This is a genomic window from Pseudomonas sp. GLN_2 (assembly GCF_043106005.1).
In the GTDB taxonomy this organism is placed as follows: Bacteria; Pseudomonadota; Gammaproteobacteria; order Pseudomonadales; family Pseudomonadaceae; genus Aquipseudomonas; species Aquipseudomonas alloputida.
The window spans coordinates 50193-66207 of record NZ_JBICMC010000044.1 but is presented as its reverse complement, the minus strand read 5'-3'; the positions used below and the strand labels follow the sequence as shown (position 1 = coordinate 66207).

At 63.0% G+C, this 16015-nt stretch carries 15 protein-coding genes; 10 read left to right on the top strand and 5 right to left on the bottom strand.

Annotated features, from left to right (window positions below; genetic code table 11):
- The 9 genes from ACF8Q6_RS12215 to ACF8Q6_RS12175 all read left to right on the top strand — a co-directional run.
- A partial coding sequence (locus tag ACF8Q6_RS12215; RefSeq protein ID WP_392498859.1) for a transketolase C-terminal domain-containing protein occupies positions 1-480 on the top strand: 480 nt, incomplete at its 5' end.
- Between the two features lie 190 nt (positions 481-670).
- Positions 671-1732 carry an erythrose-4-phosphate dehydrogenase gene (epd, locus tag ACF8Q6_RS12210; protein WP_019752641.1) on the top strand — a complete coding sequence of 354 codons (1062 nt, stop codon included), beginning with the start codon at positions 671-673 and terminating at the stop codon, positions 1730-1732.
- Between the two features lie 12 nt (positions 1733-1744).
- Positions 1745-2908, top strand: a complete 1164-nt coding sequence (locus ACF8Q6_RS12205) for a phosphoglycerate kinase (RefSeq protein WP_392493794.1) — start codon at positions 1745-1747, stop codon at positions 2906-2908.
- On the top strand, positions 2908-3159 hold the full coding sequence (locus ACF8Q6_RS12200) for a hypothetical protein (protein ID WP_003249384.1): 252 nt from the start codon (positions 2908-2910) through the stop codon (positions 3157-3159). Before ACF8Q6_RS12205 ends, ACF8Q6_RS12200 begins: the two co-directional genes overlap by 1 nt.
- Positions 3160-3237: 78 nt before the next feature.
- Positions 3238-3567 (top strand): MliC family protein, encoded by a 330-nt coding sequence (locus ACF8Q6_RS12195; RefSeq protein ID WP_003249387.1) that lies wholly within the window; start codon positions 3238-3240, stop codon positions 3565-3567.
- 100 nt (positions 3568-3667) lie between these two features.
- Positions 3668-4732, top strand: a complete 1065-nt coding sequence (gene fba, locus ACF8Q6_RS12190; RefSeq protein ID WP_010955535.1) for a class II fructose-bisphosphate aldolase — start codon at positions 3668-3670, stop codon at positions 4730-4732.
- Between the two features lie 212 nt (positions 4733-4944).
- A complete protein-coding gene (locus ACF8Q6_RS12185) occupies positions 4945-7071 on the top strand; it encodes a putative bifunctional diguanylate cyclase/phosphodiesterase (protein WP_392493793.1) in 2127 nt (708 codons plus the stop codon).
- A 39-nt stretch (positions 7072-7110) separates the two neighbouring features.
- Positions 7111-7611 carry a M48 family metallopeptidase gene (locus ACF8Q6_RS12180; RefSeq protein WP_003249394.1) on the top strand — a complete coding sequence of 167 codons (501 nt, stop codon included), beginning with the start codon at positions 7111-7113 and terminating at the stop codon, positions 7609-7611.
- Between the two features lie 12 nt (positions 7612-7623).
- The gene (locus ACF8Q6_RS12175) at positions 7624-7920 is read left to right on the top strand and encodes a helix-turn-helix domain-containing protein (protein ID WP_003249396.1); all 297 of its coding nucleotides are present in this window, start codon (positions 7624-7626) and stop codon (positions 7918-7920) included.
- Between the two features lie 118 nt (positions 7921-8038).
- Here ACF8Q6_RS12175 and ACF8Q6_RS12170 read toward each other — a convergent pair whose 3' ends face one another.
- A complete protein-coding gene (locus tag ACF8Q6_RS12170) occupies positions 8039-8491 on the bottom strand; it encodes a GNAT family N-acetyltransferase (protein WP_392493792.1) in 453 nt (150 codons plus the stop codon).
- Positions 8492-8644: 153 nt separating this feature from the next.
- On the opposite strand from ACF8Q6_RS12170, the gene ACF8Q6_RS12165 reads away from it, so the two are divergent.
- On the top strand, positions 8645-9382 hold the full coding sequence (locus ACF8Q6_RS12165) for a substrate-binding periplasmic protein (protein WP_392493791.1): 738 nt from the start codon (positions 8645-8647) through the stop codon (positions 9380-9382).
- A gap of 18 nt (positions 9383-9400) precedes the next feature.
- Here the strand turns inward: ACF8Q6_RS12165 and yccS are convergent, their stop codons facing one another.
- The 4 genes from yccS to mdtD form a co-directional block, all read right to left on the bottom strand.
- Positions 9401-11584 carry a YccS family putative transporter gene (yccS, locus tag ACF8Q6_RS12160; protein ID WP_003249401.1) on the bottom strand — a complete coding sequence of 728 codons (2184 nt, stop codon included), beginning with the start codon at positions 11582-11584 and terminating at the stop codon, positions 9401-9403.
- Between the two features lie 191 nt (positions 11585-11775).
- Complete coding sequence (locus tag ACF8Q6_RS12155) at positions 11776-12957, bottom strand: NAD(P)/FAD-dependent oxidoreductase (protein ID WP_392493790.1); 1182 nt, start codon at positions 12955-12957, stop codon at positions 11776-11778.
- Positions 12958-13079: 122 nt separating this feature from the next.
- On the bottom strand, positions 13080-14417 hold the full coding sequence (gene dbpA / locus ACF8Q6_RS12150; protein ID WP_230065385.1) for an ATP-dependent RNA helicase DbpA: 1338 nt from the start codon (positions 14415-14417) through the stop codon (positions 13080-13082).
- Positions 14418-14529: 112 nt separating this feature from the next.
- A complete protein-coding gene (mdtD, locus tag ACF8Q6_RS12145) occupies positions 14530-15957 on the bottom strand; it encodes a multidrug transporter subunit MdtD (RefSeq protein WP_003249408.1) in 1428 nt (475 codons plus the stop codon).
- Between the last annotated feature and the right edge of the window lie 58 nt (positions 15958-16015).

The window sequence follows — 16015 nt, the reverse complement described above, 5'->3', positions numbered from 1 at the left end:
CTGGAGCGCAAGGACGGCCCATCGGCGCTGATCTTCTCGCGCCAGAACCTGCAGCACCAGGACCGCGATGCCCAGCAGATCGCCGACATCAGCCGCGGTGGCTATGTGCTCAAGGACTGCGCCGGCGAGCCTGAACTGATTCTGATCGCCACCGGTTCCGAAGTGGGCCTGGCTGTTCAGGCCTTCGACAAGCTGACCGAGCAAGGCCGCAAGGTGCGCGTGGTTTCCATGCCGTGCACCAGCGTGTTCGATGCCCAGGACGCTGCCTACAAGCAGTCCGTGCTGCCGCTGGAAGTCGGTGCGCGCATCGCCATCGAAGCTGCCCACGCTGACTTCTGGTACAAGTACGTCGGCCTGGAAGGTCGTATCATCGGCATGACCACCTACGGTGAGTCGGCGCCGGCTTCGGCATTGTTCGAAGCGTTCGGCTTCACCCTGGAGAACATCCTCGGTACTGCCGAAGAGCTGCTGGAAGACTGATGTAACAAATGGAGGGCAGTGACGCCCTCCAGGTCGTGCAAGGGGAGGGCTTTGCCCTCCATCGCGACGCAAGGCCGCTCCCACAGAAACGGTGCTGTCCTCCGGATGGCACGGTCCCTGTGGGAGCGGCCTTGCGTCGCGATGGGCCGCAACGCGGCCCCAAAGCCATCATGCGTTAGCGAGCCAACCAATGCCCCACCCGCGTCCCTACAAAGTTGCACTCAACGGTTATGGCCGTATCGGCCGCTGTGTCCTGCGCGCGCTGTTCGAGCGGGGGGCAAAGGCCGGTTTCGAGATCGTCGCGCTGAACGATCTGGCCGATCAGGCCAGCCTGGAATACCTGACACGCTTCGACTCCACCCACGGGCGTTTTCCCGGCGAGGTCAAGGTCGACGGCGACTGTCTGCACATCAATGGCGATTGCGTGAAGGTAATGCGCAGTGCCACCCCCGAAGGCATCGACTGGGCTGCGCTGGGCATCGACCTGGTGCTGGAGTGTTCCGGTGCCTACAACACCCGTGCCGATGGCCAGCGTTTCCTCGACGCCGGTGCGCCAAGGGTGCTGTTCTCGCAGCCCATGGCCAGCGAGGCCGACGTTGACGCCACGGTGGTCTACGGCATCAACCAGGCCTGCCTTACCGGCAGCGAGCGCCTGGTGTCCAACGCCTCGTGCACCACCAACTGCGGCGTGCCGCTGCTGCGTGTGCTGGACCAGGCGTTCGGCATCGAATATGTGCAGATCACCACCATCCACTCGGCGATGAACGACCAGCCGGTGATCGATGCCTATCACCACGAAGACCTGCGCCGCACGCGTTCGGCCTTCCAGTCGGTGATTCCTGTGTCCACTGGCCTGGCACGTGGCATCGAGCGCCTGCTTCCGGAACTTGCCGGGCGAATCCAGGCCAAAGCGGTACGTGTACCGACCGTCAACGTCTCGTGCCTGGACATCACCCTGCAGACTGCCCGCGACACCAGTGCGGCCGAAGTCAACCGAGTGCTGCGCGAGGCTGCGCTGGAAGGTCCGCTAAAAGGCTTGCTGGCTTACACCGAGCTGCCGCACGCCAGCTGTGATTTCAACCATGACCCACATTCGGCGATTGTCGATGCCAGCCAGACGCGTGTTTCCGGGCCTCGCCTGGTAAACCTGCTGGCCTGGTTCGACAACGAATGGGGTTTTGCCAACCGTATGCTCGACGTTGCCGAACACTTTCTGCACGTCGTTCACCCAACCCGCACCAAACAGCCCTGAAGGACTGCATTCATGACCGTGTTGAAGATGACCGACCTCGACCTGCAAGGTAAGCGCGTACTGATCCGCGAAGACCTCAACGTGCCTGTGAAGGACGGTGTGGTAGCCAGCGATGCGCGTATCCTGGCAGCGCTGCCGACCATCAAGCTGGCCCTGGAGAAGGGCGCAGCGGTAATGGTCTGCTCGCACCTGGGCCGCCCGACCGAAGGCGAATTCTCTGCCGAGAACAGCCTCAAGCCGGTCGCCGATTACCTGAGCAAGGCCCTGGGCCGTGATGTGCCGCTGGTTGCCAACTATCTGGACGGTGTCGCGGTACAGGCCGGTGAACTGGTGCTGTTCGAGAATGTGCGCTTCAACAAGGGCGAGAAAAAGAACGCCGACGAGCTGGCGCAGAAGTACGCTGCCCTGTGCGACGTGTTCGTCATGGACGCCTTCGGCACCGCCCACCGCGCCGAGGGTTCCACTCACGGTGTAGCCAAGTTTGCCAAAGTCGCTGCTGCAGGCCCGCTGCTGGCTGCCGAACTGGACGCCCTGGGCAAGGCCCTGAAGGCCCCGGCCAAACCAATGGCGGCCATCGTTGCCGGCTCCAAGGTCTCCACCAAACTGGACGTGCTGAACAGCCTGAGCAGTGTTTGCGACCAGCTGATCGTCGGTGGCGGTATTGCCAACACCTTCCTGGCCGCTGCTGGCCACCCGGTGGGCAAGTCGCTGTACGAGCCTGACCTGGTCGACACCGCCAAGGCCATTGCTGCCAAGGTCAGCGTGCCGCTGCCAGTTGATGTGGTGGTTGCCAAGGAGTTTGCCGAGACCGCCGAAGCCACCGTCAAGGCCATCGCCGACGTTGCTGCCGACGACATGATCCTGGACATCGGCCCGCAAACCGCGGCCAACTTCGCCGAGCTGCTGAAATCGTCGAAAACCATTCTGTGGAACGGCCCGGTGGGCGTGTTCGAATTCGATCAGTTCGGCAACGGCACCAAGGTACTGGCCAAGGCCATCGCCGACAGCGCCGCTTTCTCCATCGCCGGTGGCGGTGACACCCTGGCAGCCATCGACAAATATGGCGTCAGCAAGGAAATCTCCTACATTTCTACCGGTGGTGGCGCCTTCCTCGAGTTCGTCGAGGGCAAGGTCCTGCCAGCTGTGGCAATCCTGGAAGAGCGGGCCAAGGCCTGATGACGTCGGCGCTTGGCAAAGGGAGTGGCCTGGTGGTCAAACAATTGCCTGTGATGATGCTGGCCGGTCTGCTGAGCGCTTGCGCGGGCAGCCCGGCCTCGGATGCCGACCCGGCGCAGTCGCACAAGGGCGGTTGCTATCAGTCCGACTGGCAGGCCGAGACTGTGCCGGTCATCGGCAAGCGCGTGGGCCCGGAAGGCCTGGAAAAGTACGACGAAGACCACCAGCGCAAGGCGCCGGGTTGCCCTTGATCGGGTAATAGGCAACCTGAACGTTGATTTGTGGTCTTGAGGAAGGGCTGCACAGCAGCCCCAAATCGAGGAAACTGAATGAAAGCGCTTTTGGCCGTGACGGCCCTGGCGACACTGGCAGGATGCTCACTGCTGCAGCCGACGCAACCGGCCCCGGCAGACAACTGGACCCGTTGGGTCTGCGACACCCAGGCTGAGGTGCTTTGGCGCTTCGCCGATGCGCAACGTGACCAGGTTGACGTGCGCCTTGGCGGCGGCGACCAGGTGTACCGGCTCAAGGCTGAACCGGGTGCCTCGGGTGCGCTTTACAGCGATGGCATGCTGGCCTTCCACACCAAGGGCGAAGAAGGCCTGGTGTACTGGGTGGCAACCAACGATCTGATTGGGCGGGGCTGCAAGGCACCGTGACTGGCCGGGCCGCGAGGGTGGCCCACACTACTTGAACAGCAACCGCCCCTGCGGCAGGCTTGCACGAAACAAACGACGCTTGTCGGGAGAGAGATACACAATGGCACTCATTAGCATGCGCCAGATGCTGGACCACGCCGCCGAGTTCGGCTACGGCGTACCAGCTTTCAACGTCAACAACCTCGAGCAGATGCGCGCCATCATGGAAGCGGCCGACAAGACCGACTCCCCGGTGATCGTTCAGGCTTCGGCCGGTGCCCGCAAATACGCGGGTGCGCCATTCCTGCGCCACCTGATCCTGGCTGCCATCGAAGAGTTCCCGCACATCCCGGTGTGCATGCACCAGGACCACGGTACCAGCCCTGACGTCTGCCAGCGCTCGATCCAGCTGGGCTTCAGCTCGGTCATGATGGACGGTTCGCTGGGTGAAGACGGCAAGACCCCGACCGACTACGAGTACAACGTCCGCGTTACCCAGCAGACCGTTGCCATGGCTCACGCCTGCGGCGTTTCGGTTGAAGGCGAACTGGGCTGCCTGGGTTCCCTGGAAACCGGCATGGCCGGTGAAGAAGACGGGATCGGCGCCGAAGGCGTGCTGGATCACAGCCAGATGCTGACCGACCCGGAAGAAGCCGCCGACTTCGTCAAGAAGACCCAGGTCGACGCCCTGGCGATCGCCATCGGTACCAGCCACGGTGCCTACAAGTTCACCAAGCCACCAACTGGTGACGTGCTGGCCATCGATCGTATCAAGGAAATCCACAAGCGCATCCCCAACACCCACCTGGTGATGCACGGTTCGTCCTCGGTACCGCAAGAGTGGCTGGCGATCATCAACCAGTACGGCGGCGACATCAAAGAAACCTACGGTGTACCGGTCGAAGAAATCGTTGAAGGCATCAAGCATGGCGTGCGCAAGGTCAACATCGATACCGACCTGCGTCTGGCCTCTACCGGTGCCATGCGCCGTCTGATGGCGCAGAACCCGAGCGAGTTCGACCCACGCAAGTTCTTCGGTGAAACCATCAAGGCCATGCGCGACGTGTGCATCGCTCGTTATGAGGCCTTCGGCACCGCGGGCAATGCTTCGAAGATCAAGCCGATCTCTCTGGAAGGTATGTACCAGCGCTACCTGAAAGGTGAACTGGCCGCCAAGGTCAACTGATCGACAGGTAACCCTGAAAAACCCGCAGTGATGCGGGTTTTTTTATGGGCGATGGAAACCTGTACATAATTTCCGCAGACCGACCGTTAGTCGGCTACCGTACAGTTTAACCATTGATAGCGTTCTGATTGCATTGCGTGTTGCAGCCTCAGGACTAGAGTACTAATGGATCCAACCGTATTTTGAAGTCGGTCACATAACAGAGAAGCAGCATGGATGGCGCTTACCCTCAACAGCAGCCACTGGATGGCAGCTCAGTTCTTCTGGTGGTAGACGACTACCCCGAGAACCTCATCAGCATGCGGGCCTTGCTGGCCCGGCAGGATTGGCAAGTATTGACGGCGAGCTCTGGGATAGAAGCCTTGAGCGCGTTGCTTGAGTACGAAGTCGACCTGGTGTTGATGGATGTACAGATGCCGGAAATGGACGGCTTTGAAGTCGCCCGGCTGATGCGCGGCAATCAGCGTACTCGACTGACCCCGATCATTTTCCTCACCGCCAACGAACAGTCCGACGCGGCCGTGCTCAAAGGCTACGCCAGCGGCGCTGTGGACTACATGTTCAAACCGTTCGACCCGCAAATACTCAAGCCCAAAGTCCAGGCGCTGCTCGACCAGCAGCGCAACCGGCGCATGCTGCAGCAGCTCAGTCGCGAACTGGAGGCGGCCAGGGCATTCAATGCGTCCATCCTGGAAAATGCCGCCGAAGGCATTCTGGTGGTTGATGCCCATGGCATCATCAGTTTTGCCAATCCGGCCATTTCCCGTTTGCTGGCGGCACCGGTGCAACAACTGCAGGGCACCCCATTGCTCGACGTTGTGGAACTGACCAGTACCAGCCTGTGGCGCGAGTCGGACTTCTACAAGGCCTACCAGGGGCGGCAGATCTTCCGCGTACATGATGCCCAACTGCGGACCCAAGGCGGTGAGCTTGTGCCGGTGGCGCTGTCCTGTGCGCCGTTGCCGGCCGACCAACAGGCCATGGTGGTGACCGTGCTGGACATGTCGGTGGTGCGTAACTTGCACCAGCAGCTGGAATACCAGGCCATTACCGACCCGCTCACCGGCCTGCTCAACCGCCGTGGTTTTTACCAGGCTGCTGAAGGTGCTCTGTTGCGCAACGAGCGCTCGGACAAGGCGCAGGCGCTGATGTACATGGACCTGGATGGCTTCAAGCGCATCAACGACTCGCTCGGCCACGACGCGGGCGACCGGGTGTTGCGCTGGGTGGCCGAGCAGCTCAAGGACTGCCTGGGCAGTGAGGCCTTGCTGGCGCGTATGGGCGGCGATGAGTTCACTGCACTGTTCGACAGCTTGCCCTACCCGGAGCAGGCCGGGCGTTATGCCGAACGGTTGCTCGAGCGTGTTTCCATCAGCCATGAGGTCGACGGGCTCGATGTATGCCTTGGGGTCAGCATCGGCATTGCCACCTACCCGGACTGCGGCGCCAATGTTGAAGGCCTGCTGCGTTCGGCCGATGCAGCGATGTACGCAGCCAAGCAAGCGGGGCGCCAGCAATACCGCTTCTACGACCAGGAGCTCAACGGACGGGCGCGCTCGCGATTGATGCTCGAGGACAGCGTGCGCACGGCCATCGAGCAGCAGGACTTTACCTTGGTGTATCAGCCACAGGTCGCCTTCCACGATGGCCGCCTGCGTGGTTTCGAGGCCTTGCTGCGCTGGCAGCACCCCAGCGTTGGCGATGTGCCGCCGGGGCTGTTCATCCCGTTGCTGGAAGAAGCGCGGCTGATCAATCGCCTGGCCAGCTGGATCTACCGCCAGGGGGCCGCGCAGCGGCAGGCCTGGTACGACAGGTTTCCGCCGGACCTTGTGCTCGGCATCAGCCTGAGCCGCGCGCAGTTCGTCATGCCTGGCCTGGTCGAGGAACTGCAACGGGTCATCCAGCTTTACCAGCTTGTCCCGACGCAGTTGGAGGTGGAAGTGGCGGAAACGTCGCTGATGTATAACATCGACGCGGCCGTCAAACAGATACACCGCTTGCGTGAGCTGGGCGTGAGGGTGGCCCTGGATGACTTTGGCGCGGGTGACTGTTCGTTGCGCATGCTGCGCGACCTGCCTATCGACACCCTCAAGCTCGACCGTCATCTGGTGGCCCGTCTGCCCGATTCGGCGGTAGATGCTGCGTTGGTTCGCAGCGTGATCGGCCTGTGCGCCGACTACCGTATCACGGTGATCGCCGAGGGGGTGGAGACCCCGGCGCAGGCCGCCTGGCTCAAGGCCAATGGTTGCGCATACGTTCAGGGTTTCCTGGTGGCTTATCCGATGACCGCTGCTGACGCTAGCGGCTTCCCGGCAATTTTCTCCTGGCCAGGGCCTTGATTGGCTAGAATCGGCATTCGTTACGCCGAATACAGCGCCATGACCGTACTACGTTACTTGCAAGCCTACCCCCCGCACCTGCAGGCGCAGGTGCGGCAGATGATCGACAGCGACCGCCTGGGTGAATACCTGCAGCGCCGTTACCCTGACCGCCATGACGTGCAAAGCGACAAGGCGCTGTATGGCTATGCCCAGGATCTGCGCCAACAGTACCTGCGAAGTGCGCCAAACCTGGACAAGGTATTGTTCGACAGCCGCCTCGATCTGACGCATCGGGCCCTGGGCTTGAACACGGCGGTGTCGCGGGTGCAGGGCGGCAAGCTCAAGGCGAAGAAGGAAATCCGCATTGCCTCGCTGTTCAAGGAGGCCGCGCCACAGTTCTTGCGCATGATTGTTGTGCACGAGTTGGCGCACCTGCGCGAGCGAGATCACAACAAAGCGTTCTACCAGCTCTGCCAGCACATGGAGCCGGACTATCACCAACTGGAATTCGACCTGCGCGTCTACCTGACCTACCGGGAGCTGCCGGGCAACCTCTAAGGAACATGCAGCATGGAAGTGAGCAAGACCAAGAGCAGCTTCTACCGCCGCCTGTACGTGGCCTGGCTGATCGATAGCCAGACCGCGACCAGCGTGCCCGCCCTGATGGAGGCCACCGGCATGCCCCGTCGTACAGCTCAGGACACTATCGCCGCGCTGGCCGACCTGGACATCGTCTGCGAGTTCGAACAGCAGGAAGGCGCACGCAACCACGCCGGGCATTATCGCATTCATGATTGGGGAGCGATCGACAAGCAGTGGATCATCCGTCACTTGCGGCAAATCCGCGAAGTGCTGGGCTACCCCTGATTTGAAAAGCCTGCGCGGTCGCCCGTAGGAGCGGGTTTCCCCGCGAACACGGGCGAAGCCCGTGCCATCCCTCTCAGTGCCTGCCTCGCGGGCAGGCCCGCCCCCCCACACGGTTGACTCAACCCCTACGCATGCCGATAGACGAGATGCCGTCCACCAGCGACTCGCCGCTCACCACCGCAAACCCATGGCGGGCATAAAAATCCTGCAAGTGCGCCTGAGCCGACAGATAAACCGGCACCCCCGGCCAACAATGTTCCGCCGCCTCCAGCCCCTTGAGCAGCAAGCTTTCTTCAAGGTTCAAACCTCGCGCCTGCGCTGATGTCACCACTCGTCCGATCACCACATCCCCACCTTGTGACTGCGGATCCAGCAGGCGCAGGTAGGCCACCAGCTTGTCTTCCTGCCAGGCCATGAGGTGCAGGGTATCGCCAGTCAGGTCCTGACCATCGACTTCCTGGTAGGCGTGGCGCTGCTCCACCACGAGTACTTCAGTGCGTAGCTGCAAAATGGCATAGAGCTGCTCCTTGCCGAGGTCGGTGTGGTGCTTGCAGATCCAGTCGATTGACATGGGCACGAACTCCTTGGATGGGGCTCGATCATCGCATGCTGCATGTGCTTCGGCCAAAATAGAGGCTAAATGACACTATTGGCCGCTGCCCTCGGCAACCGCTTTGTGTAATCTCACTGGCAGTGTTGCCCTCCATTGCGAAAGGACGTGAGCATGCGGCCACTGCTTTGTGTTCTGGGTTTACTGGCAACGATGCTGGCAACACCTTCCCCGGGTCACGCCAAGCTACGCCTGGTGGCCGACAACTGGCCACCGTTCACCGATGCCAAGATGCCGGGCGGCGGCCTTGCGACCAGCATCGTTACCACGGCACTGGCGCGTGCCGGCTACGCCAGCGGCTATGAAGAGGTGCCGTGGGCGCGTGCGTTGCTGGGGGTAGGTGAAGGGCGCTACGACGTGCTGATCAATGCCTGGTACAACGACTCGCGCGCCAGTATCGGGCAGTTTTCCAACGCCTACCTGAGTAATCGTATTCGCCTGCTGCAGCGTAAGGGCGAGGCGTTTAGCTACCAGCGTCTGTCTGACCTTTATGCCTATAGCATTGCCGTAGTGCGTGATTACGCCTATTCACCGGAATTCGACGGGGATCCCCGTCTGCACAAAGTGCCGGTGCGCAACTTTTCTTCTGCGGTACGCATGTTGGCGGCAGGGCGAGTAAGCCTGGCGGTGGAAGACGAGTACGTGGCCCGCTACAACCTGCAGCGTGAGCCGCAGGACGTGCGTGATGGGGTGATGCTGGTGGATCCGCCGCTGGGGGAGAACACCCTGCATATTCTGGTCAGCCTGAAGCACCCGGAGCATGAGCGGATCGTCGAGCGTTTCGAGCAGGCGATAGCGGCGATGAAGGCCGATGGCAGCTATGCCCGGCTGCTGCGGCAGTATGGCTTTTGAGCACAGGCAATAAAACGATCAGGCCGGGGCATTCTCCTTGATCAGGTGTGCCGCCAGGGTCCGCAATGGCCCCAGCTGTCGGCATATCAACGCCAGCTGCGTCTGCACCAGCCGCTGATGCTCATCCAGATCTTCCGGCATCTGCTCCAGGGCATTGGCCAACGCCTCTTCGGCATCACTGTGAATCGCCACCGGCAGCCGTGCGGCCAGGCCGTTGGCAATTTCGTCCAGGCTGCTGGCCAGGCTTTGCCCGGCGCCTTCGATCAACTGCTCCTGCACCTCTGCTGGCAACGCCGTGTCGCGGTGCGCGCCTAACCCCGAGAGGTAGCTGAGCAACGTGTGCGACAGCACCAGGAAACGAAAGCCAACGTCGGCCTCCTTACGGAAATGCCCTGGCTCCATCAGCATGTTGGCCAAGGTGGTGGACAGCGCCGCGTCAGCGTTGTGGGCATTGCGCCGGGCCAGGCGGTAGGCCAGGTCGTCGCGCTTGCCGTGGGCATACTGCTGCATGATCTGGCGCAGGTAAACGCTGGCGCAGGCCAGGGTATTGGCCAGCGCCTTGTTCAGCCGTCGGCCCTGCCAGTCAGGCAGGAACAGGAACACTGCAAGAATGGCAATCAGGCTGCCGACCAGGGTATCGAACAGGCGTGGCAGGAACAGGCCGTAGCCATCGCCGATCTGGTTGAAGCAGAACAGCACCATCAGGGTGATCGCGGCAGTGGCCAGGGTGTAGCGGGTGGTGCGGTTGACGAAGAACACCACCCCGGCAACCACGGCGAACAACGACTGGATGACCGGGTTGGGGAACAGGTCGAACAAGGCCCAGCCCACGGTCAGGCCAACGGCAGTGCCGAAGATTCGCTGCACCAGCTTGCGCCGCGTGGCCCCGTAGTTGGGCTGGCACACGAACAGCGTGGTGAGGATGATCCAGTAGCCCTGGGTCGGGTGAATCAGGTGCACCATGCCATAGCCGATCGACAGCGCCAGCGGCAGGCGCAAGGCATGGCGGAACAACAGCGAGGTCGGTGTGAGCTGGGTGCGCAGGCGCGTCCACACGTCCTTCAGCGAGCGCGGCGAGCGGTCGAGCAGGCTGCTGTCGCTGGCGTCGGCCAGGCTGTCCGGGTTGCTGGCGGCACTGAGCAGGCGGTCCAGTGTTGCCAGGTTGGCGGCGAGTGCCCGCAGTGAGCGCAACAGGCCGCGCCAGGCCGGGTTGCTCTGGATGCGCAGGTGCTCCAGCGAGGCGTTGAGGTCTTCGAGGGCTTCTGGATAACCGCTGGCCAGCACGAATGGTTGGCGCAGGCGGATCGAGCGGGCCAGTTCCTGGCAGGATGAACCCTGCTTACGCAACAGGCGCTGGCAGCGGAACATGACGTCGCTGTGGAAAAACGCCTCGGTCAGTGCGTTGTAGGGGTAGTGCGAGGCACTGACACGCTCGTGGATGTCCTGGGCCAGGAAGTACAGCTTGAGGTAGCGGCTTACCTTCGAGTTGGGTTGGCTGTTGCCCACCCGGTGCAGGATGATCTCCTTGGCTGCGTTCAGCGCGGCCACCACCTTGCCGTTCTGCTGGGCCAGTTCCAGGCGCCGTGCCTCGACGTCGAGCGTGCGGACCGGTTCAAACAGGCTGGCCTTGAGCTTCAGGTAGCTGCCCAGCTCGAAGAACAGTTTGGCCAGGCTCTGTTGTACCGGCTGGTTGGAAAACAGCGCCTGCCACAGCACCGACAACAGCCCGTACCAGGCCGCACCTGCCACCAGCAGCAGCGGTTCGTGCCAGAAGTCGGTGACCTGGCCGCCGCGCTGGTCCACGCCGATCATGGTGTAGACCGCAGTGATCAAGGTGGCCGAAGCGATGGCGCCGTAGCGCTCGCCCAGCGCCCCGAGCATGGTCAGGCCAAAGGCCGCCAGGGCCAGGGCAATGACGAAGATCCAGGGGTAGGGGAACAGCAACTCGACTGCCAGTGCAGCGATGGCGAAGCACACCAGGGTAACGGCCAGGGCGCTGAGGCGGCCCTGCCAACTGTCGTCGGTTTCGGCCAGGGCGCTGGCGATGATGCCGAGGAACAGCGGAATCAGCAGGGCCATCTCGTTCTGGTACCAGCACAGGGCCAGGCTGCCGGTGAGGGCAATGGTGACCCGGATGCTGTAGCTGAACTTGTCTTGGCCCCACAGGCGACGCAGTGACTGACGGAACGAGCTCGATGACATGATGGCCTGCCAGGCGGTGATCAGAAGAATACCTTTCAGGGCCGGTTATTGGGGCCGCTTCGCGCCCCTTCGCGGGCACGCCCGCTCCCACACGTACGACACAGGTCCCAGTGGGGGCGCGCAGCGGCCCTGATAACGGCTCCAAGCACGGGCCAGCAAGAAGCGTTCCGTGCTGCTGAAAGGATTCTACTCTACACGAACTGCGCGGCGGCGTTCGCCGATGCCCAGGCCCACTGGAAGTTGAAACCGCCCAGGTGGCCGGTGACATCCAGCACTTCACCGATGAAGTACAACCCCGGGCTTTTCAGCGATTCCATAGTCTTGGACGACACCTCTCGGGTATCCACGCCGCCCAGGGTCACTTCGGCAGTGCGGTAGCCTTCGGTGCCGGCCGGTACTACCTGCCAGTTCGCCAGCTTTTCGGCGATGTGCGCCAGTTCCGCCGGGGTGTACTGCTTCATTGGCTTTGACTCGAACCACTGCTCGGCCAACAAGTTGGCCAGCTTGCGGGTGAACACCTCGCCCAGCACGGTCTTCAGTTCGGCGTTGGGGCGTTCGGCCTGCATCTGGTGCAGCCAGGAAAGCGCGTCGCGGTCGGGCAGCAGGTTGATCTCGACCGTGTCACCGGCTTCCCAGAACGACGAGATCTGCAAGATCGCCGGGCCGCTCAGGCCGCGGTGCGTGAACAGCAGGTTTTCGCGGAAGCTGGTGCCATTGCAGCTGGCGGTGCAGTCCAGTGAGGTGCCGGACAATTCGGTGCACATCGCCTTGAGTTGGGGCTCAGTGATGGTGAATGGCACCAGCCCGGCGCGGGTTGGCAGCAGGGTGTGGCCGAACTGGCGGGCCACCTGGTAGCCGAAACCGGTGGCGCCCAGGGTCGGGATCGACAGGCCGCCAGTGGCGATGACCAGCGACCGGCAGGCGAACTGGCCGCCGCTGGTCTGCAGCAGGTAGCCGCTTTCGGTCTTCTCGATCTGTTCGATGCTGGTGTGCATGCGGATCTCGGCACCGGCCTCGTCGCACTCGGCCAGCAGCATGTCGAGGATGTCGCTGGCCTTGTTGTCACAGAACAGCTGGCCGAGCTTCTTCTCGTGGTACGCCACGCCGTGCTTGCACACCAGTTCGATGAAGTCCCACTGGGTGTAGCGGGCCAGGGCCGACTTGCAGAAGTGCGCGTTGTGCGAAAGGAAGTTGGCCGGCTCGGTGTACAGGTTGGTGAAGTTGCAGCGCCCGCCGCCGGACATGAGGATTTTCTTGCCTGGCTTGTTGGCGTGGTCGAGCAGCAGCACCCGGCGGCCGCGACGGGCACTGAGCTGGGCGCACATCAGGCCGGCGGCGCCGGCGCCAAGGATGATCACGTCGGTGGAGTGCACGGTATGAACCTTCAGATTTGAAATGCTGAACCCTGTGGGAGTGGGATCACCCGCGAATGCGACGATGCATTTACTGCCGCGTTCGCGGGTAAACCCGCTCTTACAGGGGGCTTTGCCTGGCTTTAGATAATGCGGACTTTCAGGGCGCGACCCTTGATCTTGCCGCTGTTCAGTCGCTGCATGGCCTGCTTGGCGAGCGCACGCTCCACGGCCACAAACGCCTGGAAGTCGAAGATGGCGATCTTGCCCACCTGCTTGCCCGGGATGCCGGCATCACCGGTCAAGGCCCCCAGGATGTCGCCAGGGCGCAGCTTGTCCTTGCGGCCAGCGGCAATGCACAGTGTGGTCATCACCGGCAGCAGGGGCTCGCCGCCCTTGTTTTTCAGGCTGTCCAGCTGGTCCCAGCGCAGCGGGCTCTTCTGCAGCGCTTCGATGGCCTGGGCGCGGTGGCCTTCGGCCGGTGCCACCAGGCTGACCGCAACGCCTTTCTCGCCGGCGCGGCCGGTACGGCCCACGCGGTGCACGTGGATTTCGGCATCACGCGCCAGCTCCACGTTGATGACCATGTCCAGGCCATCGATGTCCAGGCCGCGCGCGGCCACGTCGGTAGCCACCAGCACCGAGCTGCTGCGGTTGGCGAACATGGTCAGCACCTGGTCACGGTCGCGCTGCTCCAGGTCGCCGTGCAGGGCCTGGGCGACGATGCCCTTGGCGGTCAGGTGGGCAACCACGTCCTCGCATTGCTGCTTGGTGAAGCAGAACGCTACGCACGACTGCGGGCGGTAGTGGCCGAGCACGCGGGTGACGGCTTCCAGGCGTTGCTGCGGGTCAATCTCGATGAAACGCTGCTCGATCTGGTTGTCGGTGTGCAGGCTTTCGACCTTGACCTGCTGCGGGTTGCGCATGAAGTCGGCGGCCAGTTGCTTGATGCCGGCCGGGTAGGTGGCCGAGAACAGCAGGGTCTGGCGGCGCGAAGGGGTCTTGCCGATGATGCTGGCGATGGCGTCGAAGAAGCCCATGTCGAGCATGCGGTCGGCTTCGTCCAGCACCAGGGTGTTCAACCCGTCCAGGACCAGGGTGCCTTTGTCCAGGTGCTGCTGGATGCGCCCTGGGGTGCCGACGATGATGTGCGCGCCGTGCTCCAGCGAAGCGATCTGTGGGCCCAGCGAAACGCCCCCGCACAGGGTCAGGATCTTGATGTTGTCCTCGGCACGGGCCAGGCGGCGCAGCTCCTTGGCCACCTGGTCGGCGAGTTCGCGGGTAGGGCAGAGCACCAACGCCTGGCAGCCGAAGTAGCGCGGGTTGATCGGGTTGAGCAGGCCGATGCCGAAGGCGGCAGTCTTGCCGCTACCGGTCTTGGCCTGGGCGATCAGGTCCTGGCCTTTGAGGATGACAGGCAGGCTCTGGGCCTGGATCGGCGTCATCGAGGCATAGCCGAGGGCTTCCAGGTTGGCCAGCATGGCAGTGGACAGCGGCAAGGTGGCAAAGGCGGTGGATTCGGTGGTCACGAGGCGGGCCTGCGGTGCGAAGCGAAAAATGCCGCATAGTCTACCAGCCTCGTGGCCATTCGCCCTACGACTCCATGTGTTGTTCCGGACGACGGGCACGCCTTCCGTCCGTCGGCGCCAGCTGCAGGAAGATCGCTGCTGCCAGCATGGCCATTACACCGATGGTGACGAAGGTCAGCTGGAACGCGCCCAGGGTGGTTTCCACGCCTTCGGCGCTGCCTGCCGCAGTAAAGCCGCCCAACAGTGCGCCGGCGCAGGCCACACCCAGGCTCAGCGACAGTTGCGCGACCACTGACAGCAGGCTGTTACCGCTGCTGGCGCTGGCGTCGTCGAGATCGATAAGCGTCACTGTGTTCATCGCAGTGAACTGCATGGAGTTCACTGCCCCCAGAAGGCCAAGTTGCACCAACAGCAGCCAATAAGGGGTCTGCTCGTCCACCAGGCCCAGGCTTGCCAGCAGGATGCCCAGCAGCAAGGTATTGCCGGTGAGGATGATGCGATAGCCGAACCGTTCGATCAGCGGTCGGGCAATGGATTTGGCCAGCATGGCCGCCGCCGCCAGCGGGATCATGCTCATGCCTGCCTGGGCGGGTGAGTAGCCCAGCGCAACCTGCAGCAGCAACGGCACCAGGAACGGCAGCGCGCCGCTGCCCAGGCGGGCGAACAGGTTGCCGAGGATGCCGATGGCGAAGGTGCGCACGCGGAACAGGCTTGGCGAGAACAGCGGCTCCGGGTCGCGCCCGGCGCGCAGCCAGTACGCGGCCAGGCAGGCCATGCCGGCGAACAGCAGCAACATTACCCGCAAGTGCGGCAGGTGCAGCTCGCCCAGGCCTTCCATGGCAATGGTGATCAGTACCATCGCTGCGCCGAACAGCAGGAAACCAGGGCCGTCGAAGGTGGTGCGCTCGGCGCCGCGCAAGTCCGGGATGAACTTCCACACGGCAATGCAGCCAAGCAGGCCGACAGGCAGGTTGAGCAGGAAGATCCAGTGCCAGCTGAGGATTTCCACCAGCCAGCCACCAACCGTTGGCCCCAGCAATGGCCCGAGCAGGCCGGGGATGGTGATGAAACTCATGATCCGCACCAGCTCGCTGCGTGGGTAGGCGCGCAGCACCACAAGCCGCCCGACCGGCAGCATCAGCGCACCGCCCAGGCCCTGCACTACGCGGGCGAAGATCAGGAAGCCAAGGCTGTTGGCTGCGGCGCACAGCAGCGAGCCAAAGCTGAACAGCAAGATGGCGCTGAAGAAGATGCGCTTGGTGCCGAAACGGTCGGCGATCCAGCCTGAGGCAGGGATCAGCAGGGCCACGGTGAGCATGTAGGCAATGATCACACCTTGCATGCGCAAGGGGTCTTCGGCCAACGAGCGGGCCATGGCCGGCAGCGCCGTGTTGAGGATGGTGCCGTCCAGGGACTGCATGAAGAAGGCGATGGCCACCACCCAAGGGATCCAGCGGGCGGTGACGGGGTCCAGCGGGGTGCGTTCGGGCATGACGTCCTCGTTTGTCAGTGCCGGCCCTTTCGCGGCTAAAGCCGCTCCTACAGGGGTT